This window comes from Streptomyces sp. NPDC021080, assembly GCF_044333225.1.
Taxonomy (GTDB): domain Bacteria; phylum Actinomycetota; class Actinomycetes; order Streptomycetales; family Streptomycetaceae; genus Streptomyces.
The window spans coordinates 91,608-114,396 of sequence record NZ_JBIRQM010000019.1; the positions used below are offsets into that span (position 1 = coordinate 91,608).

Annotated in this window: 27 protein-coding genes; 9 read left to right on the top strand and 18 right to left on the bottom strand. The window is 67.7% G+C overall.

Translation table 11 applies throughout. From position 1 onward, the window contains the following. The coding region (locus ACH4S8_RS36675) for a GntR family transcriptional regulator (protein ID WP_398402057.1) at window positions 1-380 on the bottom strand (380 nt) is incomplete at its 3' end. Between the two features lie 71 nt (window positions 381-451). On the opposite strand from ACH4S8_RS36675, the gene ACH4S8_RS36680 reads away from it, so the two are divergent. Both ACH4S8_RS36680 and ACH4S8_RS36685 read left to right on the top strand, forming a co-directional pair. Next, window positions 452-1,381 carry a GNAT family N-acetyltransferase gene (locus tag ACH4S8_RS36680; RefSeq protein WP_398402059.1) on the top strand — a complete coding sequence of 310 codons (930 nt, stop codon included), beginning with the start codon at window positions 452-454 and terminating at the stop codon, window positions 1,379-1,381. Then, the gene (locus ACH4S8_RS36685) at window positions 1,362-1,865 is read left to right on the top strand and encodes a DUF402 domain-containing protein (RefSeq protein WP_398402061.1); all 504 of its coding nucleotides are present in this window, start codon (window positions 1,362-1,364) and stop codon (window positions 1,863-1,865) included. The genes ACH4S8_RS36680 and ACH4S8_RS36685 overlap by 20 nt, the downstream gene beginning before the upstream one ends. A gap of 195 nt (window positions 1,866-2,060) precedes the next feature. Here ACH4S8_RS36685 and ACH4S8_RS36690 read toward each other — a convergent pair whose 3' ends face one another. Then, window positions 2,061-2,681: a class I SAM-dependent methyltransferase gene (locus ACH4S8_RS36690; protein ID WP_398402063.1), complete on the bottom strand. Its 621-nt coding sequence runs from the start codon at window positions 2,679-2,681 to the stop codon at window positions 2,061-2,063. A gap of 163 nt (window positions 2,682-2,844) precedes the next feature. Between ACH4S8_RS36690 and ACH4S8_RS36695 the strand changes: the two genes are divergently transcribed. Further along, on the top strand, window positions 2,845-2,979 hold the full coding sequence (locus ACH4S8_RS36695) for a hypothetical protein (RefSeq protein ID WP_328454114.1): 135 nt from the start codon (window positions 2,845-2,847) through the stop codon (window positions 2,977-2,979). A gap of 86 nt (window positions 2,980-3,065) precedes the next feature. Here the strand turns inward: ACH4S8_RS36695 and ACH4S8_RS36700 are convergent, their stop codons facing one another. From ACH4S8_RS36700 to ACH4S8_RS36720, 5 genes are all read right to left on the bottom strand, one after another. Further along, window positions 3,066-3,518, bottom strand: coding sequence for a GNAT family N-acetyltransferase (locus tag ACH4S8_RS36700; RefSeq protein WP_398402231.1), 453 nt, complete (start codon window positions 3,516-3,518; stop codon window positions 3,066-3,068). A 349-nt stretch (window positions 3,519-3,867) separates the two neighbouring features. Continuing rightward, window positions 3,868-5,049, bottom strand: a complete 1,182-nt coding sequence (gene xerC, locus ACH4S8_RS36705; RefSeq protein ID WP_398402066.1) for a tyrosine recombinase XerC — start codon at window positions 5,047-5,049, stop codon at window positions 3,868-3,870. A gap of 65 nt (window positions 5,050-5,114) precedes the next feature. Beyond that, the gene (locus ACH4S8_RS36710; protein WP_398402068.1) at window positions 5,115-5,327 is read right to left on the bottom strand and encodes a helix-turn-helix domain-containing protein; all 213 of its coding nucleotides are present in this window, start codon (window positions 5,325-5,327) and stop codon (window positions 5,115-5,117) included. A gap of 463 nt (window positions 5,328-5,790) precedes the next feature. Beyond that, complete coding sequence (locus ACH4S8_RS36715) at window positions 5,791-7,266, bottom strand: ATP-binding protein (RefSeq protein ID WP_398402070.1); 1,476 nt, start codon at window positions 7,264-7,266, stop codon at window positions 5,791-5,793. After that, window positions 7,259-8,125 (bottom strand): bifunctional DNA primase/polymerase, encoded by an 867-nt coding sequence (locus ACH4S8_RS36720; protein WP_398402072.1) that lies wholly within the window; start codon window positions 8,123-8,125, stop codon window positions 7,259-7,261. The genes ACH4S8_RS36715 and ACH4S8_RS36720 overlap by 8 nt, the downstream gene beginning before the upstream one ends. Before the next feature lie 202 nt (window positions 8,126-8,327). Between ACH4S8_RS36720 and ACH4S8_RS36725 the strand changes: the two genes are divergently transcribed. Further along, the gene (locus tag ACH4S8_RS36725) at window positions 8,328-8,636 is read left to right on the top strand and encodes a hypothetical protein (protein WP_398402074.1); all 309 of its coding nucleotides are present in this window, start codon (window positions 8,328-8,330) and stop codon (window positions 8,634-8,636) included. Window positions 8,637-8,870: 234 nt separating this feature from the next. Here the strand turns inward: ACH4S8_RS36725 and ACH4S8_RS36730 are convergent, their stop codons facing one another. Continuing rightward, window positions 8,871-9,335 (bottom strand): hypothetical protein, encoded by a 465-nt coding sequence (locus ACH4S8_RS36730; RefSeq protein ID WP_398402076.1) that lies wholly within the window; start codon window positions 9,333-9,335, stop codon window positions 8,871-8,873. Between the two features lie 130 nt (window positions 9,336-9,465). Further along, a complete protein-coding gene (locus ACH4S8_RS36735) occupies window positions 9,466-11,583 on the bottom strand; it encodes an ATP-binding protein (RefSeq protein WP_398402078.1) in 2,118 nt (705 codons plus the stop codon). Between the two features lie 248 nt (window positions 11,584-11,831). On the opposite strand from ACH4S8_RS36735, the gene ACH4S8_RS36740 reads away from it, so the two are divergent. Continuing rightward, the gene (locus ACH4S8_RS36740) at window positions 11,832-12,107 is read left to right on the top strand and encodes a hypothetical protein (RefSeq protein ID WP_398402080.1); all 276 of its coding nucleotides are present in this window, start codon (window positions 11,832-11,834) and stop codon (window positions 12,105-12,107) included. A gap of 193 nt (window positions 12,108-12,300) precedes the next feature. Here ACH4S8_RS36740 and ACH4S8_RS36745 read toward each other — a convergent pair whose 3' ends face one another. After that, window positions 12,301-12,618, bottom strand: a complete 318-nt coding sequence (locus ACH4S8_RS36745; protein ID WP_398402082.1) for a hypothetical protein — start codon at window positions 12,616-12,618, stop codon at window positions 12,301-12,303. 2 nt (window positions 12,619-12,620) lie between these two features. Then, entirely contained in the window at window positions 12,621-12,860 is a 240-nt protein-coding gene (locus ACH4S8_RS36750) for a hypothetical protein (RefSeq protein WP_398402084.1), read from the bottom strand. 142 nt (window positions 12,861-13,002) lie between these two features. Between ACH4S8_RS36750 and ACH4S8_RS36755 the strand changes: the two genes are divergently transcribed. After that, entirely contained in the window at window positions 13,003-13,176 is a 174-nt protein-coding gene (locus ACH4S8_RS36755; protein WP_398402245.1) for a hypothetical protein, read from the top strand. On the opposite strand, the gene ACH4S8_RS36760 is transcribed toward ACH4S8_RS36755, so the two are convergent. From ACH4S8_RS36760 to ACH4S8_RS36780, 5 genes are read right to left on the bottom strand one after another with little or no spacing between them, the layout of a single operon-like run. Beyond that, window positions 13,117-13,518, bottom strand: a complete 402-nt coding sequence (locus tag ACH4S8_RS36760; protein WP_398402086.1) for an RRQRL motif-containing zinc-binding protein — start codon at window positions 13,516-13,518, stop codon at window positions 13,117-13,119. The two genes, ACH4S8_RS36755 and ACH4S8_RS36760, sit on opposite strands and share 60 nt — an antisense overlap. Beyond that, window positions 13,515-14,132: a GGDEF domain-containing protein gene (locus ACH4S8_RS36765; RefSeq protein ID WP_398402088.1), complete on the bottom strand. Its 618-nt coding sequence runs from the start codon at window positions 14,130-14,132 to the stop codon at window positions 13,515-13,517. The genes ACH4S8_RS36760 and ACH4S8_RS36765 overlap by 4 nt, the downstream gene beginning before the upstream one ends. After that, window positions 14,129-14,986, bottom strand: coding sequence for a protein spdB (locus ACH4S8_RS36770; protein WP_398402090.1), 858 nt, complete (start codon window positions 14,984-14,986; stop codon window positions 14,129-14,131). Before ACH4S8_RS36770 ends, ACH4S8_RS36765 begins: the two co-directional genes overlap by 4 nt. Continuing rightward, entirely contained in the window at window positions 14,983-15,249 is a 267-nt protein-coding gene (locus ACH4S8_RS36775; protein WP_398402092.1) for a hypothetical protein, read from the bottom strand. The genes ACH4S8_RS36770 and ACH4S8_RS36775 overlap by 4 nt, the downstream gene beginning before the upstream one ends. Continuing rightward, window positions 15,246-15,515 (bottom strand): DUF6284 family protein, encoded by a 270-nt coding sequence (locus ACH4S8_RS36780; protein ID WP_398402094.1) that lies wholly within the window; start codon window positions 15,513-15,515, stop codon window positions 15,246-15,248. The genes ACH4S8_RS36775 and ACH4S8_RS36780 overlap by 4 nt, the downstream gene beginning before the upstream one ends. 1,123 nt (window positions 15,516-16,638) lie before the next feature. Here ACH4S8_RS36780 and ACH4S8_RS36785 point away from each other — a divergent pair. Continuing rightward, window positions 16,639-17,355 (top strand): XRE family transcriptional regulator, encoded by a 717-nt coding sequence (locus tag ACH4S8_RS36785; RefSeq protein ID WP_398402096.1) that lies wholly within the window; start codon window positions 16,639-16,641, stop codon window positions 17,353-17,355. Window positions 17,356-17,357: 2 nt separating this feature from the next. Then, complete coding sequence (locus ACH4S8_RS36790; RefSeq protein WP_398402098.1) at window positions 17,358-17,831, top strand: NUDIX domain-containing protein; 474 nt, start codon at window positions 17,358-17,360, stop codon at window positions 17,829-17,831. Here ACH4S8_RS36790 and ACH4S8_RS36795 read toward each other — a convergent pair. Both ACH4S8_RS36795 and ACH4S8_RS36800 read right to left on the bottom strand, forming a co-directional pair. After that, complete coding sequence (locus ACH4S8_RS36795) at window positions 17,819-18,385, bottom strand: HD domain-containing protein (RefSeq protein ID WP_398402100.1); 567 nt, start codon at window positions 18,383-18,385, stop codon at window positions 17,819-17,821. The genes ACH4S8_RS36790 and ACH4S8_RS36795 overlap by 13 nt on opposite strands. Window position 18,386: 1 nt before the next feature. After that, window positions 18,387-18,848 (bottom strand): GntR family transcriptional regulator, encoded by a 462-nt coding sequence (locus tag ACH4S8_RS36800; RefSeq protein ID WP_398402102.1) that lies wholly within the window; start codon window positions 18,846-18,848, stop codon window positions 18,387-18,389. A gap of 744 nt (window positions 18,849-19,592) precedes the next feature. Between ACH4S8_RS36800 and ACH4S8_RS36805 the strand changes: the two genes are divergently transcribed. Beyond that, on the top strand, window positions 19,593-22,789 hold a 3,197-nt coding region (locus ACH4S8_RS36805; protein ID WP_398402233.1), incomplete at its 3' end, for a tetratricopeptide repeat protein.

The window sequence follows — 22,789 nt, forward strand, 5'->3', positions numbered from 1 at the left end:
CACGGCTGGGAAACGTCCTCGAAGGCCGCCCGCAACGCGTCTCGTGCGGCGTCCAGCGCGGCGGCCTCGGTGAGGCCGAGCCGTCGCGCGCGCTCGGCGTAGGCCTGCGCGGCCGACGCGGCCTCCCGTGACGCCGCGTCCCCGGCGGCGGCGACGAACGTGCCGTTGCGGCCCCGCGTCTCGATCACCCCGTCCGACTCCAGGGCCCGGTAGGCCTTCGCGACGGTGTTGGCCGCGAGGCCGAGCGACTCGGCCAGCCCCCGTACCGTGGGCAGCTTGTAGCCGACCGGCAGCGCGCCGGACCGGGCCTGCTCGGAAATCTGGGCGCGCACCTGCTCGTACGGCGCGGCCCCCTCTGCGATGCGGATCTTCAGGGTCACGCGGCGATTGTCCCGTACCCGCACGAAAATGAGAGGCACCCGCACACGGCGCCCGCGTAACGTGCGATCACATGACCGTGATCGTTCGCGAACTGCGGCGCGGGGACCCGGCGGACGCCGCGGGGTTCGCGCGCATTCGCCGACAGGCCCTCCCGTTCATGCTCTTCACCCCCGAGTCCGTCGCCTACTCACTGGAGCAGGCCCATCCCGACTCCCACTACCGGCCGTTGCTGGCCGAGGAGGACGGGGAACTGATCGGCACCGCGCAGGTGAGCCTCGTCCACGACAGCCCGGAGCCCGGCCAGGGGAACCTCAACGTCTACGTGCACCCGGAACGGACGGGACGCGGCGCGGGTTCGCTGCTGGCCCGCACCGCCGAGGAGCGGCTGGCCGCCCTGGGCGCGACCCGGCTGCACGCCTGGGTGCTGGACGAACCCGGCAATCGAGCCTTCGCCGAGAAGCGGGGCTATCGCGCGGCCCGCTCGGCGCACTTCCTCCGCCTCGACCTGGCGAACGGCACCCTGCCACCGCTCCAGCCCCCGCCGGACGGTGTGGAGTTGCGCACGGGAGCGGACTTCGCGGACGACCCGCGGCCGCTGTTCAGGCTCGACGCGGAGACGCTCCGTGACGAACCGAGCGACATCGAACGCGAGTTCACGGACTACGAGGCCTGGCTGACGGAGACCTGGCACCACCCGCTCCTGAGCCACGAACTCACGTCCGTCGTGCTCGTCGACGGCCGGCCGGCGGCGTTCAGCGCGGCCCGCACCGACGGCGGCACCCGCTACGGCACCGTGATGACGGGCACCGGCCGCGCCTTCCGGGGCCGCGGTCTGGCCAAGCTGGCCAAGAACCACTCGCTGCACCGGGCCCGCGCCGCCGGGTTCACGGAGGCGTTCACGGGCAACGACGCCGGCAACGGACCGATGCTGGCGATCAATGAATGGTTCGGCTATGAAATCTGCGCAACGGAGGTGAACCATGTCCGCGACCTCGGCTGACATGCCCGGCTCGTTCTTGGAGGTCGTACTCGTCAAGGCAGGCCGTACGAAGATCAGTTACCCGGCCGAGCTGCTCGCCGACGACGGCAACCGGGTGGTCGTGCGCGCCCCCTGGGCGGGCGACGGTGTCCGCGACTTCGGCTTCGTGCAGTTCGAGAAGGGCGATGTCTTCACCGAGTACTACTGGCGGGACCGCTGGTACTCGGTGAAGGAGGTCCGGGACGCCACGGGCGAACGCAAGGGCTGGTACTGCGACATCACCCGTCCGGCCACCGTCTTCGAAGACCGGCTGGTCGTCGAGGACCTCGACCTGGACCTGTGGCGCTCGGCCGACGGCACGGACGTACGGCGTCTGGACGAGGACGAGTTCGCGGAGAGCGGCCTGGCGACCACCGACCCGGCCGCCGCTGCCGCCGCCGAGAAGGCCCTGGACGACCTCGAACACCTGGCCCGCGAGGGCGGCTTCGAGGCCCTGCTGAGCTAGGGGTGTCGCCGAGGCACCAGCGCTTCGGGGCTTGACGGTCGATTCCGGCGCCCCGGAACCTGCCGACCGTGCCCGGCGCCTCTGGGCCTCTGGGCCTCTGGGCCTCTGGGCCCGAGAACGGTGCCGCTCGACGAGCGGCACCGTTCCGCTCAAAGCACCATTCCGCTCAAGGCACCGTTCCACGCAAGGCACCGCTCAGAAGCGGGCCACCACCGCGTACCGCTCGTCGTCGACCTCACGGCCCCACAGCAGCGCGTCGTCCGACAGCGGCTCCACGCGCAGGTCGGCGGCGTCGGACAGCAGGGGCCGGAGCAGGGTGACCATCCGCTCGGCGGATATGCCGACCGGACTCAGGGTCCCCCACACGCCCTCGACGAGGACCAGCCGCCCGCCCGGGCGCAGCAGACCGCGCCAGTGCCGCAGCACGCGCCCGGGATCCGGCAGCGTCCACAGCACATGGCGGGTGAGCAGGACGTCGAAACGCTGCTCGCCGACGGGCGGGGCCATCGCGTCACCGACGAGGAACACCGCGTCACGTCCGGCCAGCTTGGCGCGCGCCCGGTCGATCATGCGCGGCGCGAGGTCGACCCCGGTGACCCGGTGCCCCTGCTCGGACGCGACGAGCGACAGGCTGCCGGTGCCGCAGCCCACGTCGAGCAGATCGCCGGGCTTCCCGGGCAGCCAGTCCCGCAGCCGGGCGACCCAGGCGCCGCGGACCTCGGGATCGCGCAGCCCGTGGTCGGGCTCCTCGTCGAAAGTGCCGGACTGCGCGTCCCAGTCGACGCCCGCCGTCTGATGCGTTCCACCGTCGCTCACCACGCGTTCCACGATGTCACCCACCACTGACAATCGGCCCGGGCCCGCCGCGGACAGCCGCGGGGTGACCGCCGCCACAGACATTTCGCGACCGATGAGGAACTCTCCCCGGAACGGTCTACCTCCGTACACCGCGGAATCCGGTAGACACGAGGAGGCAGCCATGCGCCGTGTGACCGTGCAGAAGCCCCTGAGGAAGTCGGACTCCCGCCGCGTACGGGACGAGCCCGACGAGCGCCCCGCCGAGCGCCCGGAGATCCGGAAGGACATCGCGCGCACCTGGTGGCCGGACGGCTGAGCCGCCGCCGGGCACCGGCCGACCGCGCGCACCACCGGATCAACCCCCTGGCGGGCACCCGCGGCCGGCTCACGGCGGCGCCTCTGTCAGGCCAGCCGCTTGCGGTAGTTGATCCGGTCGTACGGCCCGTTCACGCGCCGCTCGGTCACCTCGTACCCGTATCGCGGGTAGATCTTCTGGTTCTCCCACATCATCGCGTTGGTGTAGAGCCTGATCTCGTCCAGCCCGAGCGCACGCGCGTGTGCGTCCACGAAACGCAGGAGCCGCCCGCCGATGCCCTGACCATGGGCGTCGGGGTGGACCGCGATGGTGTCGAGATACAGATGGCCGGGGCGCTCCTCGACGACCACGAGCCCGAGGACCGGCTCCCCCGTGACGAACACCCGCCCCGCCGCCACGTTCGCCGCGTGGTCCGCCTCCATGGGCACCGGCACGATCCCGATGCGCTCCACGTAGGGCTGGAACGCGGCGTCGATCACGGCTTTCACGACGGCCACGTCGGCGCCGACGGCCACCCGCACCCCGAACCCCTCGGCCATCCCCCCGAACCCTCCGGCCGTCTCCCCGGACGCCTCCGCCATGCCCACATCCAATCCGAGCTCTCGATCACCGCTGGTACGAACTGTCCCAGGACGTCTCAGAGGCCGGTTCCCTAGCTGTCGCAAAGGAGGCCGTGCCGCCACCCGCCGACCAGCTCGACGATCCACGCCACCAAGAGGCGACCCCTTCCTCAGCCCCCCGTTAGCCCCGCCTTAAAGGCACCGTAAGCGCCGATAGACCGACAGAGCGTGTTTTCGCGCAGGTCAGAGGTATACCTTTGCCGGATCCCATAGGCACTGGGAGCCAAACGGGGAGCCACGCTCGAAGAATCAGATGGTTTCCCGCCCCTCAGTCGATCTCTCCGCCCTCAGCCGCGTCTCCGAAGATGTGGTCCATGGCTTCCGCGCCCTCGGCGATGACGGGACGCAGTTGCTTGCGATAGACCCTCTCGGTCGTCCCGCTGCCGTTGTGCCCTACGAGACGCGAGATCACTTCGATCGGGATCCCGTGGTCCGACAGCACGGACACAAAGCTCGTCCGCAGCTCGCGCGGAGTCCACGCCTGCGGATCCTTGAAGCCGGCCTCCTTCAAAAGGGTCCTGAAGTTCCGGCGTACGTTCAGGGCACTGCGACGTTCACCCGCCTCCGTCGGGAAGACGAGCCGCTCGTCCGTCCACTCCTCGCCGGCCGCGAGGCAGGCGACCCGCTCGCGGCGCTGGTGAGCCCTCATGACGACGACAACTTGCCGCGGCATGGCCAGCGAGCGCCGGCTCTTCCGGGTCTTCGTGTCCCCGTGCTGGCGCACCGAGCGCCAGACGTCCACGTGCGGCTTCTCGTTCCCTGAGCGGGTGAGGTGGATATGCGACCAGGTCAGGGGCCTCGCTTCCTCCGGCCGGACTCCTACGAGCAGCGAAAGCACCACGTACGCGTGGACCCAACTGCCGTCCTTGGCTCGGAGAACCGCGGCAGCCTGTTCCAGAGACAGCGACTTGCTCGGCCGCCCCGCTCGCCCCTCCGGCACCTCGACCAGATCAGCCACGTTGCGCACAGCCTTGCCTCGCCGCTGAGCGTGGCTGATCGAGCGACGAAGGACCGAGTGAACCATCCTCAGAGACTGCGTCGCGAGAACCTCCGCCCTGGCCTCCAACCAATCGTCTAGATCGTCAGCTTCGAGTTCACGCACCTTGGCCTTGCCCAACTGCGGGATGACGTGGTTCTCAGCCAGGCTCTTGTAGGTGTCGACGCTCGTGACTTCCCTGCCCTTGAGACCCTGGGCAAGCCAGTCGGTCACGGCCTGAGCAACGGTGTAGTGGGCGGGCGTCTTGGCGCCATCGGTCAACTCCCTCCGCAGCTCACGGAGCTTCTGCCGAACCTCGGCTTTCGTCTTGCCCGACACCTTCGAGCGGTTGCGCTGGCCGGACGGCGTGTAGCCCAGCGACACGGCGCCGATGTAGCGGTTCTTGGACTTGTCCCAGTAGATCGAGTCGTCACCGTGCCCGGCCCTGGCACTCCTCTTGGGCGGCTCCGTCATGTGCTCTCACCTTTCAAAAGACGCAGGGCCGCACCTGGAGGTGCGGCCCTGCGTCGGAGCTGGGTTCAAGCGGCGGCTTCGGCCTCACGCTTGAGGAGTTCGACGTACTGCGCGATGTACTCGGGCGGGACAAGTCGGCGACGGCCGATGCGGACCGTCCGGAGTCGTCCGAGGCGGATCTCCTCGTAGATCAGCGACCGGCCAATGCCGAGCGTGGCCGCTGCTTCTTCCGGTCGGTACAAGAGCCGCTCAGTGAGAGCGGTGAGCGTGACGCTCATTCCGGAGTGCCTCCTAGTCGGCAAGGTCTTGGGTGCATCTCGGGGGCGCACCTGTCCGAGGTGTGGATTTCTGCGTCATTGCGTCATCAGCGTCACTTGAGGCTCTGACCTGCTGCTTTGCTTGACGCGGCAACCAGGGCGTGCGTCATCGCAGCGTCATGAGCTGCGTCATCCGATGACGCGGATGACGCAGGATGACGCAGGGACCGCCGTCTGCGTCATGGTCGTATCCGCAGGCCAGGTGCCGTTTCCTGGCCCGCGTGACGCGGATGACGCACCGTCTTCCCTCTTAGGACAAAAGAGGGGGTGGTGTCTGTTGTGGTGCGGTGTCGCTTCAAGCGTGAAGAAGGAGCCGCTGCGCGGCGCGACCTTGGGCGGCGTTCCGCCGAACAGACAAGAAGAGCACGTCCCCGCCGGGCCTGGTGCTCTTCTTGCTTGTCCGGGTGAGCGGGCGGATCGCTGGTCAGAACAGCGGCTCGCGCTCGTGCGGGAGCGCCGGGGCCGGGCAGGTCATTTCGAGGTAGCGGCCCGCGCTGGTGCGGCCGGTGTCGATGAGCACACCGCGAGCGGCCAAGGTCGGTTGGAGGCGCTTGAGGCGGTCGGAGAGGACTTTGCCGGTGGTCGGCCACCCTTTGGGCAGGGGACGGCACTCGTCGCCGGTGTAGAGGCTGCTGAGGCACGACAGCCACTCGGTGGACGTCATCCGCTGCGCGCCGCCCGGCTCGATGGTGTCGGCGTGCCTGAGAACGGTCTGGGCGAGGAGGTCGCCCTCGATCACGTCGTCGTTCAGGTCGTCCAGACTGGCCCGGTAGGCGGCCAGCGCCCCGAGGCCGGTCGCCGCGTCGAACTGGGCGCACAGGTGGGCGAAGTCGGCCATCCGCAGATCGGTGGGGGTCTCCGCCTCCACTGCGCGCACCTTGACTGCCAGGTCCAGGAGCGAGCCGAGGACGACGGGCAGCACTTCCGCGTAGTCGGCCCACAGTTCGGCCTCGGTGCGCCGGATGCTGGGCCGTTCCAGGCGCAAGGGCAGGAGGCGTTCGGCGAGGTCGGGGCGGATGACTCCGACGTCGATGCCGGTCAGGAGCAGGGGCCGGCGGTAGCCGACGCGGAAGACGTCGCCGTCGGTGAACAGGGCTCGCTTGACACTCTCGGCCCCGGTGACGATGCAGCACATCGCGTCGGACAGGTCCGGCGTCATGTGGGAGAGGTTGTCCAGAGCGGTGATCCATCCTGCGGCCACGGCCGCGATCAGGTTCTCTTCGTCCTTCGGGGCCCGGCGCAGGTCGCCGCTCATGCCCTCGATGATCCGGGTGAGCATCCGGCCCCCGGTGGACTTGCCCGCGCCCTGCGGCCCGGTGAGGAACGGCGCCGGGACCGGCACGGACGGGCCGAGGCAGCCGATCAGCCACGCGATGGCCAGGCACTCGGTTTCCGCGGTGGCGAAGTTGCACAGCCGCATCAGCAGATCGATGCCCTTGCCGTCGGTGTCCTTGACCGGCAGCGGGAGTTCTCCGGTGAGCTGGGTGCGCCGCCAGCACACTTCGCGCGGGTCGGGGGTGAGGATGTCCCAGCCGGTCGGGTGGATGCGGACGGACTGCCCGTCGTTGCGGCCCAGGTCCAGCCACGTCGCCCCGTCGAACCCGGGGGCCACGCGGATGTGCACGGCGTGCGTGTCCTCGTACAGCGCGAGTGCTTCGATCAAGTCCAGTGCCTCCTTGAGCGCGGTCCCGTTGAACACGCCGACCCCGTCCCGGTACATGCCGACGATGAGTTCTTGCCGGTGGCTGCCCGTCGTGCCCTGGGAGCGCATAGGACGAGCCACAGGGTGGCCGTTCCGTTGCGCGTACACGGTCCCGTCCGCGGTGCGGAAGTATCGGAAGTGCGCCTGCGCGTAGTCCGCGATGACCTCGCGGGCCGGGTTCTTCTCGTCCTCAGCCATGACTCAGTCCCAACGTGGTCAGGGCGTTGGTCCAGGCATCCGTGCAGTGCCGGGGTGATTCGCCCTTGGCCTGCGCGGCGTTGAACAGCCGCGCGGTGTGCGCCTCGGTGAGACAGCCGCAACGGCCGTGTGTGGACAGCACTGCGAGGAACGTTCGGTAGACGGTGGTGTGCACTGCCTCCCGGGCCCCGGCAATGTGCTGTTCCGCCATGGCGATCCCACGGTCCAGATAGGTGGGCGTGCGGTGCGGGCACTCCCCCCGGTGGGTGCTCAGGGGCACTGAGAGCGCCTGTGGAGCCGTGCGGGCGGTGGATGGCTTTACTGCCAGGGCGTGCCCAGCGTCCGGGAGAGCGGCCATAGCGCCGGTGCCGGGTCCGAGCCAACGGGCGTACGCCATAAGAGACTTGATGTCGACGCCGGGCCGGACCGCGTTGGCGGACTGCATGGCGCCCCGGTAGAGCCAGTGCTCACCACGGATCGTCGGCACGGTTCGCGTGGTGGGCAGCGTTGCCCGGGCCCATGCGATGGCTTCCGCGTTGTCGAGGTCCACCACGGTGAGCCCTGCGCCGCCCGGGTGATAGGCGACCCCAGCAGCCTCCCGCCAGGCTCGCGCCCACATCGGGGAGCCGATGACGCCGGGGTCGGTGGTGGCGGCTGCCCAACCGTGGCACGGACGCGGGCAGGCGCAGGAGCCGGGAACTTTCATGTTCGGACGGCCGCCACAGATGTTCTTGGCGCAGGCCGGGCAGTTCCCGAACGGCACCTTCCCCGCTCGTAACGGCAACACGGGCACGCCGGAGGATGCCAGGGACAGAGCGGCACGCCGGTGCTCTCCCCGGCTGTCGGTGGGTTGCGTCATGCTGGATATCTCCAGTTCCTTGATGAGTTGCTGGACAGCAAGGGCGGCCCCGGTTCTTGGCGGAGTGGGGGCCGCCCTTGGCGTAGCTGGGAGTCGACTGGGCGAGGGCGGCAGCAGGCTGCGGGCGTGTGTGGACGTAGGGTCCGGAGGCTGTAAAGATCACGCGGGCATCTGCCCTGGATCTGGTACTCGGAGGGGACCCATGGCCATCTACTTCGCGGCACTTTTTGCCCTGTGCGCGTTGGTGGCCGCCGTCGGCGGCATCGCAGCGATCACTCTTGGCTGGGTACTTCCCAACATTCGGCGGTCGGTGGAGCGCACTCGCCTCTACGGCTTGGGGGTGCTGGTGTTCGCCGTCGGCATGTTTGCGATGGCGGCCGGAGAGGCGGCGTCCAGTGATCTGATGCAGTCGGTGGGAAGAGCGGTTGGCGTCGGAATCTTGGCTTTCAGTACCACGGTGGTCCGGGCAAGCGGGCGTCCTGCGGCCGCAGGACAGGGAGATCGGGGCTAGCGACGTGGGCAGGGCCGTGCTGGAGAACGTGGTGGGCGGCTTCATCTTGGCTGCGCTAGGTGCACTGGGGTGGATGCTGCTCGCTCAGGCGCCGACCTGGAGTGCAGCCGGGTGGGCCTTCACAGTGTTGTTTGTCGCCCTCGCAGTCGTAGGGACGGCCCGGGACTTGTGCTCTCCCGAATCGGGCGGCAGGACCCCGACGACCGTGGTTAGGGAGCGTTGCTCTCGTCCCGGTCAGCCGTGGAAGTGGCTGCGCTTGATCACGGCCTTGCGGATGTTGACCGTCGTCCCGCTCTTGGAGCCGGACGCGCAGAAGATCTGTACGGCGATCCAGCCGCCGAAGATGACGGCGGCGAGGGTGATCAGTTGGATGATGAGTGCGGTCAGTGCGGCGATGAACGTCGTCAGGAGCAGCAGCCCGCCGCATACCGCGGCGAAGCCGATCCCTCCGAGGGCGATGTTCACGGCCGTGCGGGAGACGGCCGGCATGGCCGCGACCGGTTCCGGCTGGGCGGGTTTGATGGCGTAGCCGGTGACGACCCGCCCGTCGGGCAGGACCACGCTCGCCACCGCCGGAACGCTGCCCGGCTGCACGGCAACGAGGGGTGCCGACGCCGCGGCGGCCGGTGCGAGGGGAACGGGTTGGTGGACTTCCACGGCGGTCACGGGGCGGCTGTCGGTGGGGTGTTCGGGGTACATGCGGAATCCCTTCCGGTGCACGTTTGGGGAGGCTGGGGCACCCCCTTGGGGGTGGCCTGTGGAGGGGTGTTTCGGGGGTTGACCTGCGGGACCTCCCCGCCTCCCCGGACCGGACGGCCGCGCCTCCCCGCTATTCGGAGACGGAAGCGGAACCGTCCGCATCGCGGTGGGCGATGGCCCGAAGGACGTGATCCTTGTGGACGACCATGCGGCCGTGGGACTTCTTCGGCTCCTCGCCCTCGGCCTCCATGACCCGCTTAAGGTCGCCGTTCGTCCAGTCGCCGTAGGCATCCTCGTTCAGTGCGGCAAGCCGCTTGAGGACATCCGCGGTGAGCAGGCGCGGCCTGTCGCCGAGCGCGGTGAGGATGTCGGCGAGCGGGTCGCGGTCCTCGCCCCGCTCGATCACGGTCAGGGTGGTGACCCCGTCGCGCAGGGCCTTGGCCCGGTCGGCGATGGCGTACGCCTCTTCGGTGTCGATGTAGTGCGTGCGGACCGTGATGGACGCCTGCCCGGCGGGGATCGCGATGCCGTCGGAGGCGACGACGACCGTGCCCTTGTCGAGCCCGGGGCGCAGCAGGTTCGGCGCGGCGCCGCCGTCGACCGCCTTGTCGCCGAGCGCCATGCGGGCCTGCTGCTCGGTGCCCAGGGCGAGGGAGGCGCGGGTGTGGGCGCCCTCTCGGACCAGCTTGGGCAGGTTCTCGTTGGTCGGGTCCTGGGTGCCCTGCCACATCAGCACGTTCACGGCACGGCCCTGGTTGTGGATTTTGCGGACGGCCATGAAGTACCGGGAGTTGGCCTTGGCGCCGCCGTAGGGGCGCTTGTCCTCGTCCCTGGCCGGGCACATGAACGCGACCTGCGCCTCGTCCACGATCACGATCAGGGCGGGGAACTGAGTGCCGGGCGGGGCCTGGAGACGCCGGTTCATCTCGTCCACCGCGCCCTCGACCATCTCGGTCACCTGGATCACGTGCTCGTCCGTCGGGCCCTCGATCAGCGTCGTGGCCACACCGTCGAACATCCGCCAGTCCCCGGCGCCCTTCAGATCACCCATGAGGAACTGCACCGACCGGTCCAAAGCCAGCCACAGCGCGAGCGACCGCAGCGCAGCCGTCTTGCCCTGGTTCGACAGACCCGTGATCAGCAGATGCCGCTGAAAGAGAGACAGAGCCGCAGCGTCGCCGCGCAGGTCCTCACCCCAGGGGGCGCGGCCCTTGGCATAGTCCGCGGTCAGCGTCTCGTCGGTGACCAGCGGCGACGGGCCGATCGGCTCATCCAACGCACCCGAGTCGGCCACCCACAGGCGGACCGTGCGGGCCGCAGTGGGGATGGTGATGAACACCTCGTGCTCGTGGCGGGTCAGGTTCTCCGCGAGCTTCCGGCGCCGGTTCTGCACCTCGATCGTGGACACCCCGGACGGCAGCGTGACGTCGACCTCTACGCCGCATCCGGCGATCCGGATCGGACCGAGCATGCCCGCGCCGGCGTCCCCCATCTCCTTGATCGCGCTGCGCAGCGCGGGCACTCCGAGGTCGCGCAGCGCCTTGACCACGATCGACGGGGTGATCGGCTCACCCTCGCTGTTGCGGACGTTCGCCGGGAGCGCCCACGCGGGTGCGGCCTGCCGTTTGCTGCCCACCGCCCATAAGGCGAGCAGGGCCAGGAACGGGCCGATGGCGAGGCCGGGGCCCCAGACCACCTGGACGATCCTGATCAGGAGGTTGATGAACTCGATCGTGGCCATCAGTGGGGTGACGACCTGCGCGGCGTCCTTCGTCGCGATCGCCATCACGACCCCGAGGGCGACCAGCGACCCGACGCCCATGCCGGCAGTGATGCCGACGCCCTTGGCCGCGTCGAGCGGGGAGTGGAGCAGGTCCATGCGGCGGCGGTGGCGGGCCTCGCGGAAGTGCTGCCCCCGCTCCTCCCACTCCGCCGCCACCTCGTAGTTCCCGGCGGCTTCGGCGGCGCGGAACATCCGCTCGTAGCGGGAGGCGGTCCGCCCGTCCCACGTCCGCTTCGCCGCGATCCGCGCCCCGCCGACGACGTAGAGGGTGTGCCGGGCAACCGCGCGGGCGGTCGTCTTGGTCGTCTCGTGCGTGACCGCGGTGCGGATCGCGCGGCCGGAGCGGACCCACAGCGGGACCGGTGCGGCGGGGGCCGGGTCGGGGACCACGGTCAGCGTGGTCACGGTGTTCGGCTCGGGTGCCGGGTCGGTGTTCTTGTGCAGGTGAACGACGTTTTCACTCATGGTTGGAGACACTCCTGACTGCCCCGGTGTCCGGGGTGAACGTGGAAGGGGGGAAGGGCGCCCCTCGCCTGGTCGTGGCGCGGGGCGAGGAGGTGCGCTGGTGCGCTGGTCAGCGCCTGTTCCTGAACTTTGGTCCGCCCCGCGAAAGGGGTTGCTTACCGATCACCGGCACCGGGTTGAAAGGGCACACCGGCACTCGCCCCGTTCGGCCGATTTCGCCTGAACGTTCTCTCCGGCATCCTGTGTAAATGATCAAGCGAGTGCTTGCCACAGTGGCTCTGACCTGCGCCGCTACCATCCTGGCCGCCGGTAGTGCCACGGCCGCCATCACCGAGACCCCGGACGACTTCCAGGTAACCCTCGATCCCGTGGCCCGGGTCAAAGTCGATGTCGGGCCCAAGCGCAAACCCACCCAGGACGATCAGATCGCCGTCGGGCCCAGCCGCAACCATGAACTTCTCGGCATCTCGGGCAGATACAGCGACTCCGTCCTCAACCTCTTGCAGGGCGGCGGGGACCAGTAGCGATCGGGAACTTGAACGAGGGAAGAAGCTCCAGTACCGCTGGTGGCGGTACGTGCCTTCGCCACCAGCACCCTGTTTCACCGAAAGGGGCGAGGACAGCGAGCGGAGAGGACCGCCGGCGCGGGCGGCCCGACGCAGGGCGTGGGGTCCTCGGGATGAGCCGCGGGACAACGCGACTCCACCTGCGCCATGCTCACCACCAGCTGGAGGACTTCTTCGCGGCCTTGGCGCGCGCGGCCTCGGTGACGATGCGCTGACGCTCGATCTGCAACGCGGTCAGCTCCGCGATCAGCCGCGTCTCCGCCGAGGTGGACACGGACTCGATCCGGTTGTCCGCGCGGCCGGTGCTCTTGCCGCGCAGGACCCGGTACGAGCCGCCGGCGAGCGCGGCAAGCATCGCCCGGCGTTCCGAACCGGTGAGCGGCCACAGTTCGCCGCGTCGGACCGCTTCGAGCTTGCGGTTCGTCTCGCGGATCGCCCGGTCAAGGCGTCGGGTGTCGGGCTTGGACATGGTCAGACCGCCATTCCGGCGTCGGGGGCGAGGATGAGGTGGATGTCGTCGAGCCGCCCGGTCACGCCCTGGGACCCGAGCCAGGCCGCGACCTCGCGGGTGACGCGGTCCCAGCAGAAAGCGGCGGGGACGGTGACAGTGCCGTGGGCGAACGCGCGGCCCTGGCCGGGCACCGTCACCCAGGCGTGCCACGCGTAGTCGATCGTGCTGTTCGGGGGCGGGAGCGCGGTGTTCTCGGTCACGATGTGCGGACTCCTTCAAGGGGAGTTGAGGGCCCAGCCGATTGCTGTGGAAGGTGGCCGGCCGGGCCCGCCGTCTGAGTGGCGCGCTGGTCCTCGGGAACGGTCCTGTCGAGTGGCTGTTCGGGCGGCTAAGGTCCTGCTCATGGGGGCTCATCTGGGGGACGACGGCCGGTACCACGGCGAACTGCCATGCCGGTGGTGCGAGACGCACATCAGCCAGGCAGGACGGCGCAAGCCGCGGCTGTACTGCCGCACATCACATCGCTGGAAGACCTACGGCATGTGGGCCGTCGCCCTGGTCAGCAACCTCTTCTGAGCCGAACCGGACCGTGGCCTCTTCAGCGGAGAGGCGCATTCCGCAGATGCCGTGAGACCGCGGGATGCAGTAGCCCACATCCGTTCGACAGCGTGGGCAGGTGCGGCGTGCGCGCATCATCGCGGCGTGTGCCCGCCACCGAGCGGCCGTCATCGGACGCACCGACACAGCGAGGTCGACCCGATACAGGTGGGCGACCAGCGGTCCGCGGCGACGACGCGGCCGTTCGAGCGTTGCGGCCACCGACTGTCCGCCGGGCCGTAATCCGCGGGCGCGGAGTTGACGGCGGGTGGCGTAGCCGTCCGGGGCGAGGTGCCACCGGTAGACGGGCAACGCGCTCATGCCGCGCCGCGACGTCCGGGCCGGCGTCCAGCGACCGACCCGAGCAGCCGTCCGAGCCGGGCACGGCGAGGACCGGACTGGCCGAACCTCTTGGCCGCGTACATCGCCTCATCGGCGCGACGCAGCAGCGCCGACAGGTCCTCGCCCGGATGGTCGGCGGCTCGCACCCACCCCAGAGACACCGTGGTGTGGACGTCGGGGTCGGTGTCGACCGGTCGGGCCAGGACGCGGGCGAGGGTGTGCAGTCGGTCGGCGACTGTTCCGTCGCGGTCGACCAGGACGGCCGCGAACTCATCCCCACCGAGTCGACCCGCGACCTCGCCAGGGGTGATGCCATGGGCGAGGCGGGCCGCGACCGCGGCCAGCAGGGCGTCACCGGCTGCGTGCCCGTGGACGTCGTTGACCTGTTTGAAGTGGTCGACGTCCGCGAGCACGACTACGGCGCGGGGGTCGCGCACTAGTTGGCGGGCCCGGCGGGTGAATGCATCCCGGGTCCACAGTCCGGTGAGCGGGTCGCGGCGGGCCGTGGTCAGTCGGCCGTGCAGCCACCGGGCATGGACCGCCCAGCCGAGGACGGGTGGCAGGGCAGGTAAGAGGGAGGGGAGGGTGTTCATGCCGCCACCCGCTTCCATGCGGCCCGCAGGCGAACCTCGGATGCGGAGTGGCCGGCCGCCCGGAACCGGGTCGCCATCTCCCGGTAAGACAGGGCCGGAACCTCGCTGGTGCGGATCTCGTCGACCAGGACATCGAGATCCGCGTCAGTGAGCGCGGGCGCCAGCGTGAAGGCGGAGACGGGCTCGGTGGGTCCCCAGACGGGCAGTTGCCACCGGCGCGTGACGTCTGGTGTGACGCGGTGCGTCACACTGCTCAGCGCCCGCCCCGTGTCCTCGCCCTCCCGCGCCGCTTCCAGCGTCGACCAGGCCCGCGAGAGGGTCTGTGCGGTCTTGGCCTGGACGCGGGCGACGCGGGCACCAGCCTGCGTCACGGCCGTCAACCGGGTCTCCTCCGTGACCGCTTCGGCCCGCAGCCGGGCACGGGCCACGGCCGCCTCGTCGCGCGCCTCCTGCTGGATGCCCCGGATCGCCCCGAGGGCGTTGGGGGTGAGTGCAGTGGCCTCCCACAGCCCGTGCACCAGCCACAGCGCCTTCGCCGCGATCGGCAGCCAGGCCACGGCCAGCCACGCGCCCGTGTTGGCTTCGGCGGTGAGGGCATGGGCGATGAGGACGCTGGCCGCGACCAAACCGAAGGACCAGCCGACGGCGGTCACCGCGCGGTTGTGGTCGCCCTGGGCGGCAAGGCGCCGTTCGTAGGCGAGGGTGGCCAGCCATCCGCCGTCTATGCCCAGACCAACGACCAGAGCGACCGGCCACGGCATCGCGCGACCGAGCCACATCATGACCACGGCCAGGGTGAGGACCATGGACACCGCCGTCATCGCGACGGCGGGAAGTACGGTCTTGGCCTTCACCGCGCACCCCCGTCCGCGTTGAAGTGGCGGTAGGTGGTCGGCGGCTTCGTCGCGAGCTGCTTGCACAGGTAGTCGGTGTGCCAGCCAAGCCCCCAGTCGGCCGTCGGCGGCTCACCCAGAGCTCCGGTCAGAGCGACGACCGCGTCCAGCACGCGGTCTTCCAGAAGGCATTGGAACGCCGCGTGGTCGCCGAGCGTGGCCGGGGCGGGAAGGTCGATGGCGGCCAGGACAGCGGCGAGGAACGCCCGGATGTCCTCGTTCATGCCGCACCCCCCGCCAGGGACGTGCCGGCCGTACGGTTGGTCAGCTTGGCCCGCGCCGCGAGCACCCGGGCCAGCGCCCGGCGCACCCGGCGGGTGTCGACGTCGTTCGGGGCGTGGTCCATGGCGATGATCTGCGCGTCGATCAGGTCGACGTCCGCGAGGATCGCGGGCATCTCCCGCTCAATCGCATCCAGCTCCGCATCCGTCGGCTCCATGAACTCGGCGAACGCGGTAACAGCTTCCTGAACAGTGACGATGTCGTTCATTGGGTCGTGTTCCTCTCACAGGTGGAACGGCCCGAACAGCACCCCCCGGAGCGGCTACTCCGGGGGGTGCGCGCCGTTGTGGATGGGTTGGTTCAGCGGCCGTTCACGGCCGCGTGTGGATGAGGACGTGGCAGGCGCACCGGCAGCGGCGGCTTCGTCCGTTCGTGCTCGGTGTCGGCCATCAGTGGCCACCCCGGGCACGAGCGTTGTCCTGGCTGTGCTTGTTCGCCTCAGCGGCCTTGCGGGCCAGTTCGGCCCGCTCTGCGTCTGTCAGACTCGTGACCACAGGTGCCTCCCAATCAGGTGCCTGCACGCGGTCCCTCGGGTTGCCTCCCGGGGGACCGCTCTGGCGTGTTGGGGCCGTCGGCATTCCGGCTCCCCGCGCTCCCGCCCGTACGGCCGCCACCAAGGGTGGGCCGGACGGGCGGGAGAGGCAGCCGGCCGCAGCCGAGAAGCTACGAGCCCGGAAGTGGACCCAGGTGGTTCAGGCACTGGCCGTGGGTCCGTTCGGCGGCGCCTGTCGTTTTCGTCGGTCCATGACCGGCCTCCCGCGAGTGCGCAGGGATACGGCTTCGCCGGTCCGCCCTTGTGGGGCGGGCCCGGTCCCGAGCCGGGGAGTCGGGCGCGTCATCGTCACTGCTCTGACGCCAGCAGGGCGGCGCACACCAGGTGGCAGACCCAAGGGCTGACCTCCCGTGAGGAAGGGATGATCCCGAGGGCTGTTTTTCCAGAGCCGGTATGCGGGGAAGTGGCCGCCAGCGGCCATCACCCGGGCCGTTGCGGGGGCAGGGATTCACACCCCGCCAATTCGTCACACTGTTGAGTTCTCAACCAACGGACACTGCCTTTGAACCCGTTTCACGAGGCTCTCCGGGTGCTCAGTGATGCGGTACCTGTTTTACAGGTACCGCACTGGGCCCCGTCAAGTGCACCGACGGAACCTCTTGGCTTTGCGCCGGGGACTTTCTGGCGCACCATCAGCATCGGTGCAGCTCAGGGGAGTTGGTGACCCCCTGCGTGGACAGCTCGGGCAGATCTGGCTACCGTCAAGAGCTCCCTAGAAGTCCCATCGGGAGTGCAGATGTCCAATGAGCGCTTACGGTCCGCTCTCCTGGCGCGAGGCATGAGCATCCAGGACTTGGCGGAAGTGATCGAGGTCAACCCGAAGACTGTCGAGCGCTGGATCACTCAGGGCAAAGTGCCCTACCGGCGCCACCAGTACGCGACAGCCTCAGCGCTCCAGGTCGACGTGACCACGCTGTGGGACGACAGTCGCAGCGTCGACAGCGCGATGGACCTGAGCAAGGCGGAGATCGTCGCGGTCTACCCGCATCGACACACGGTGCCTGCTGGGCTCTGGCGCGAGATCTACGCACGGGCGGAGCACCGCCTGGACGTACTCGTCTACTCCGGGCTGTTCCTGTCCGAAGATCCCGTGTTTCACGACATTTTGAAGGCGAAGGTGGCCGGGACCACGCAGGTGCGAATCCTGCTGGGGAACCCGGGCAGTGACGCGGTCCGGCAACGCGGCATAGACGAAGGACACCGGATCATGGACGGCAAGATCCGCAATGCCCTACTGAACTACCGCCCACTCTTCGAGAGCCACCCAGATATCAGCTTCCGACTGCACGATTCGACGCTCTACAACTCCATCTACCGGTCCGATGACGAGATGCTCGTGAACCCGCACGTCTACGGCATCGGTGCGTACTTGGCGCCGGTCTTCCACCTGCGTCGCATGCCGGGCGGCAGCCTGTTCGACACGTACGCGAATAGCATCGAACAGACTTGGGGCGGCGCTCGCCCCATCACGGACCGCGACATCACGGGAGCTTGAACATGGGACGGATTGACTACCTGCACGACCCCGACGCCCCGCCGGCCAACTCGGTCGTGCCCTCGGTCGTGGCATTCGTCCAGAACGACGCGGGAGAGGTGTTGATGATCCAGCGATCCGACAACGGCCGTTGGGCGCTGCCCGGTGGCGGCCACGATGTCGGGGAGTCCATCAGTGACACCGTCGTGCGCGAGGTCTGGGAAGAGACGGGCATCAAGGCGGAAGTCGTCGACGTCTCGGGGATCTACACCGACCCCGGGCACGTGATGCGATACGACGACGGCGAGGTCCGCCAACAGTTCAGTATCTGCTTCCGAGCGCGACCGGTCGGCGGCGAGGTGCGTACGAGCAACGAGACGACACAGGTCCGCTGGGTGGCCCCCGCGGACCTGTCGACACTGGACGTCCACCCCACCATGCGACTCCGGATCGAGCACGCGATGGACGGTACGAGGACGACTCCCTACATCGGCTGAGGCTTGGCGGCCGCGACCCGTTCGAGGACGCGGGCCGTGCTCGCGAGGATCTCTGGCTCGGCGCGGCGGATGAAGGTACCGATCAAACTGTCCGGCCCGTAGCGTCCCGTGATTTCGTTGATCCGGTCCACGGGATTCGTCGGTGTTCCGTCCGGCGTGGTGTTCATGTCGCAGTAGCAGAGAGCGTCATTGAGGTGCGCACTCTCGCGAGGGAACTCGCCCTCCAACTCCTCGCGCAGGCCGCGTGCTTCGGCCTCCATCCACGCGCAGGAGTGGTGTGCGACCAGGTGCACGACCCGCTCGTCGGCGTTCGCAACGTTGCGCAAGTACCGGGCGCCATCGAGAGGGTGGAAGCCGGTCTTGGCAAGGTCGGGCGCGTAGCCGATGTCGTGAAGGACAGCCGCGGCTTCCAGCAGGTCGGCATCTTCCCCAAGGATGAGCGCGATTGTTCGTGCTCGCTCAGCAACACCCAAGCAGTGCTGCCACCGCCGGGGCAGTACCTCAGCGAGCAGCGACTCCGCGAGGGGGTAGGCCCACTCCGTCAACTCCGACAAGCTACGAACGCTCCTCTCGAATCGGCACGGCGCGGACCGTCCGTACCTTGCCTTGTCCCCCACCCGCCAACACGCCGGCGGCCTCCAACTTGTCGAGAGCCTTCGTCACTGTGGGACGCGAGACTCCGAACCTCGTAGCCAGTGCAGAGGCGCTCGGGAAGGCTGCCCCGACCTCAAGACCCTCATCCGCGATGATGTCGCGGAACTGCTCTTCCAGCGGTCGTCGGGAGGATCGCTGCCCTTCGCGGATCACTCGCCAGCGGCCCCCGGGAACTGGTTCGGCGACTCCGTCCTTCTGGAGGACGCCGAAGGCACGCAGCGCGACTCCACGCGAGACGTCGTAGTCGCGCATCAGGTCCGCAGCTGACGGAAGCTCTGTCAGCTCCGGGTCATCCGCGATCCGGGCCTTCACCGCGTCCGCGACCTTGAGAAAGGTTCCCCGAGGACTGACACGCTCCGACACTCGTTCTCCCCCTGCCCTGTCTGCCCGTTGTCAGGCTCAAGCTTCCCACGCTCGAGATATTCAGCCGTGGGAGTCGGGCCGGAGGAGCCGAGCGGCCAGCCGTAGTCGCGGGGCGGCCGCAGTTCGGCCACTGACGCTAAAGGTTTTCCTGCACAGTCAAGTGCCCGCGCAAGCGCGGGCTGGCCCCTGGGGCCCGACCCCTCTGCGCCTTCGGCGCCGGGGCCGGGACCCTGGGGCCGCAGCAAGCTACGGCCCATGAGTAGAGAGTTGAAGACGGAGTGCTCCGGTCGGAACGTGCCTCCGGCGGGGGTGCTCAGGCTCCGAGATGGCGGGGGCTCCGTTCGCGGGTGCCGGCCGAGTGTGGTGTGCGCAGGGGTGCTCCCATCCCGTCTGCCGTCGACCCAGCCAGAGCCGAGCGATGCCACGACCAATCCTCACAGTCGTTCATGCAGTGGCGCGCTCCACCTTGACGCCCTGAACCACGCCCGCTCCATGGTGTGTGGGCCGACGGCAGACGGGATGGGAGCTGAGGACGGTGCTGGGTTGAGGCGGGATCCCATGGCGCGCGAACACGCATTCGGATATCGAGTCCCGCCCATTACACCCCTACCTGTCTCTAGGAAGCCATCGACTTCACACAGACAGGGAGCAACTCCGTGACGGATACGGCAACATGCTCATGGAGGTTAAGTTGCCGCCCCAGGAGGAGACGCATTGGCAGCGCGGAGGGTCTCACGGCAGGAGTTGATTCGGCGACAGCGCCGAGACGGCTTCGTAGGACGACAGGGTGAGCTTGCGGTCTTTGCGGAGGCGCTCAGGCAAACTCCCGAGACAGCCATACAATTTCTCTTCCACATTCATGGGCCAGCAGGAGTCGGAAAGTCTACTCTGCTCCGCCGACTGGAAAGTGAAGCCAGAGAGCGCCAAGCAGTCACGGCGTGCGTGGATGAATCCGTTGCCGATGTAATGGAGGCGATGGAGACCATCAGTACGCAGTGTTCCCAACAAGGCATGAATCTAAAGAACTTTGACAAAGCCTTAGCGACCTACCGGCAGCGTCGACATGAAGCCGATGCCGCATCTGGATCCGTACCAGCGGCCCAGCCAGCCGCTGGAGAATCGGACACAGGATCGGGAAATGCAATGCCAAACCCGTCATCAGGTAGTCTGGTTGCTTCACAATTGGGACTTGTCGGGCTCGGCATGCTTCCTGGGGTCGGAGCATTCACTGGAGCGGTCGATCCCAATCAAGTGGCAGTCGGCGCGGACCGAATCAAGGCGATGCTCAGCACCCGCTTCCGCAACCACGACGATATTCAGCTGATCATGACGCCGCTAAGGGTTCTCACCCCCATCTTCCTCCAGGACTTGGCGGAAGTCGCGCAGCGGCACCCGTGGGTGGTGCTGATCTTCGATACATATGAGCGCACAGGTCCACTCCTGGATTCGTGGCTTCGAGACATCCTGCTTTCTGATCGATACGGAGAACTGTCAGCGAACGTTCTGGTCTTACTGGCAGGGCAAAACCGACTGGATACTGGCGCCTGGGTCGATTGCTTGGACCTCATCACCTATTTGCCGTTGGAAGTATTCACCGAATCCGAGGCGCGCAGATTCTTGATGTCTAAAGGCATCATCGATGAACGTACCGTGGAAGTGATCCTGAGATTGTCAGGACGACTGCCTGTCCTCTTGTCCACGCTCGCCGAAACCCGGCCTGCTAGCGCCGAGGACGTCGGAGACCCAAGTGGCACTGCTGTGGAGAGGTTCTTGAAATGGGAGACCGACCCGGCACGCCGCGCTGCTGCACTGGCCTGCGCCCTGCCTCAAGAGTTCGATGAAGATATTTGTCACGTATCGGCAGGTGAAGATACAGCAGGCTTGTTCGACTGGCTACGCTCCCTCCCGTTCGTCACAAACCGGGCAGGTCGCTGCCGCTATCACGACGTCGTTCGCGACACGATGCTGCGCCTCCAGCGCCAGCAGTCCCCGGCGCGCTGGAAGGAGCAACACACCCGACTCTCTGCCGCTTTTCAAAACCAGCGGAATCACTTGGAGTACGGGGGCCCGCCAGAGAATGACTGGTGGGAAAGCCAAGACTGGCGAAACCTCCGTCTTCAAGAGACCTACCATTCTCTCTGCGCCGAACCGCACACTGCTCTCTCCCAAGTGCTTCGCGAACTCCTCGACGCCTACGATCACAGCGTAGCTACCCTGCGTCGGTGGGTATTGATGCTCGTCCAGGCTGGTCTGGATGCCGACGCTCGGGAGGTACTTGATTGGGGCCAACAGCTCATCACTGTGCTAGATACGGATGACGACCAGCACCCTGAGAGCATGGCGCTTGCTCTTCTCGCCGACCGCGCGCACCTCAACTCTGAGGGAAAGTCATTTGTCCACCTTCTCCGCGGTCGGGATTACCGAAATTCGGGTCGGCCTGAACTTGCTCTCGTTCAGTACAATAAGTCCATCGCGTTGAGTTCGGAGAATTCTCGCGCCTACTACGGCCGCGGCGTAACATACCAAATGCTGGACCGGTACGAGGAAGCGCTCGCTGACCTTAACCGTGCCATCGATCTCGCTCCCCAAGACTGTGACTACTTCGCCCAGCGCGGAGCCATTTACTTGCTCATGGGCAAGCATCCGGAGGCAATAGCCGATCTCGAACGCGCCATCGAGCTCAACTTCCAAGATGCGACCAACCTAACCATGCGCGCTTTCGCCTACCAGCAAGTGAACCGGTACGAGGAAGCTCTTACTGACCTCAACCGCGCCATCGAGTTCAAACCCGACTACGAATGGGCTATCGCCCAGCGCGGCATCACATACCAGGAAATGAATCGGTACGAGGAATCTCTGACTGACCTCAACCGCGCCATCGAACTCGACCCCCAAGACACCTGGAACCTCGCCCAGCGCGGCGTCACCTACCGGGAAATGGGGCGGTATGAGGAATCTCTGACCGACTTCAACCGCGCCATCGAACTCGACCCCCAAGACACCTGGAACCTCGCCCAGCGCGGCGCCACCTACCGGCAAATGAAGCGGTACGAGGAAGCTCTTACTGACCTCAACCGCGCCATCGAACTCGACCCACAAGACAGCTGGAATATCTCCCAGCGCGGCGTCACCTACCGGGAAATGGGGCGGTACGAGGAAGCTCTTACTGACCTCAACCGTGCCATTGAACTCAAACCCGACTACGAATGGGCCATCGCCCAGCGCGGCGCCACCTACCGGCAAACGGAGCGGTACGAGGAAGCTCTTACTGACCTCAACCGCGCCATCGAACTCGACCCCCAAGACACCTGGAACCTCGCCCAGCGTGGCGTCACCTACCGGCAAATGAAGCGGTACGAGGAATCTCTGACTGACCTCAACCGCGCCATCGAACTCAAACCCGACTACGAATGGCCCATCGCCCAGCGCGGCGCCACCTACCGGGAAATGGAGCGATACGAGGAAGCCCTGGCCGACTTCAACCGTGCCATTGAACTCAAACCCGACTACGAATGGGCCATCGCCCAGCGCGGCGTAACCTACCGGGAAATGGGCCGGTACGAGGAATCTCTGACTGATCTCAACCGCGCCATCGAACTCGACCCCCAAGACACCTGGAACTTCTCCCAGCGCGGTGCCACCTACCGGCAAATGGGGCGGTATGAGGAATCTCTGACTGATCTCAACCGCGCCATCGAACTCGACCCCCAAGACAGCTGGTACTTCTCCCAGCGCGGCATCATCTACCGGCTACTGAGCCGGTATGAGGAATCTCTGACCGACTTCAACCGTGCCATTGAACTCAAACCCGACCACGAATGGGCCATCAGCCAACGCGGCGTCACCTACCGGGAAATGGGCCGGTACGAGGAATCTCTGACTGATCTCAACCGCGCCATCGAACTCGACCCCCAAGACACCTGGAACTTCTCCCAGCGCGT

What these genes read in the sequence shown, in the direction of transcription:
- ACH4S8_RS36680 (WP_398402059.1), top strand. Translation starts at nt 452, where the DNA reads ATGACCGTGATCGTTCGCGAACTGCGGCGCGGGGACCCGGCGGACGCC.
- ACH4S8_RS36685 (WP_398402061.1), top strand. Translation starts at nt 1,362, where the DNA reads ATGTCCGCGACCTCGGCTGACATGCCCGGCTCGTTCTTGGAGGTCGTA.
- ACH4S8_RS36695 (WP_328454114.1), top strand. Translation starts at nt 2,845, where the DNA reads ATGCGCCGTGTGACCGTGCAGAAGCCCCTGAGGAAGTCGGACTCCCGC.
- ACH4S8_RS36700 (WP_398402231.1), bottom strand. Translation starts at nt 3,518, where the DNA reads ATGGCCGAGGGGTTCGGGGTGCGGGTGGCCGTCGGCGCCGACGTGGCC.
- xerC (WP_398402066.1), bottom strand. Translation starts at nt 5,049, where the DNA reads ATGACGGAGCCGCCCAAGAGGAGTGCCAGGGCCGGGCACGGTGACGAC.
- ACH4S8_RS36710 (WP_398402068.1), bottom strand. Translation starts at nt 5,327, where the DNA reads ATGAGCGTCACGCTCACCGCTCTCACTGAGCGGCTCTTGTACCGACCG.
- ACH4S8_RS36715 (WP_398402070.1), bottom strand. Translation starts at nt 7,266, where the DNA reads ATGGCTGAGGACGAGAAGAACCCGGCCCGCGAGGTCATCGCGGACTAC.
- ACH4S8_RS36720 (WP_398402072.1), bottom strand. Translation starts at nt 8,125, where the DNA reads ATGACGCAACCCACCGACAGCCGGGGAGAGCACCGGCGTGCCGCTCTG.
- ACH4S8_RS36725 (WP_398402074.1), top strand. Translation starts at nt 8,328, where the DNA reads ATGGCCATCTACTTCGCGGCACTTTTTGCCCTGTGCGCGTTGGTGGCC.
- ACH4S8_RS36730 (WP_398402076.1), bottom strand. Translation starts at nt 9,335, where the DNA reads ATGTACCCCGAACACCCCACCGACAGCCGCCCCGTGACCGCCGTGGAA.
- ACH4S8_RS36735 (WP_398402078.1), bottom strand. Translation starts at nt 11,583, where the DNA reads ATGAGTGAAAACGTCGTTCACCTGCACAAGAACACCGACCCGGCACCC.
- ACH4S8_RS36740 (WP_398402080.1), top strand. Translation starts at nt 11,832, where the DNA reads ATGATCAAGCGAGTGCTTGCCACAGTGGCTCTGACCTGCGCCGCTACC.
- ACH4S8_RS36745 (WP_398402082.1), bottom strand. Translation starts at nt 12,618, where the DNA reads ATGTCCAAGCCCGACACCCGACGCCTTGACCGGGCGATCCGCGAGACG.
- ACH4S8_RS36755 (WP_398402245.1), top strand. Translation starts at nt 13,003, where the DNA reads ATGGGGGCTCATCTGGGGGACGACGGCCGGTACCACGGCGAACTGCCA.
- ACH4S8_RS36760 (WP_398402086.1), bottom strand. Translation starts at nt 13,518, where the DNA reads ATGAGCGCGTTGCCCGTCTACCGGTGGCACCTCGCCCCGGACGGCTAC.
- ACH4S8_RS36765 (WP_398402088.1), bottom strand. Translation starts at nt 14,132, where the DNA reads ATGAACACCCTCCCCTCCCTCTTACCTGCCCTGCCACCCGTCCTCGGC.
- ACH4S8_RS36775 (WP_398402092.1), bottom strand. Translation starts at nt 15,249, where the DNA reads ATGAACGAGGACATCCGGGCGTTCCTCGCCGCTGTCCTGGCCGCCATC.
- ACH4S8_RS36780 (WP_398402094.1), bottom strand. Translation starts at nt 15,515, where the DNA reads ATGAACGACATCGTCACTGTTCAGGAAGCTGTTACCGCGTTCGCCGAG.
- ACH4S8_RS36785 (WP_398402096.1), top strand. Translation starts at nt 16,639, where the DNA reads ATGAGCATCCAGGACTTGGCGGAAGTGATCGAGGTCAACCCGAAGACT.
- ACH4S8_RS36790 (WP_398402098.1), top strand. Translation starts at nt 17,358, where the DNA reads ATGGGACGGATTGACTACCTGCACGACCCCGACGCCCCGCCGGCCAAC.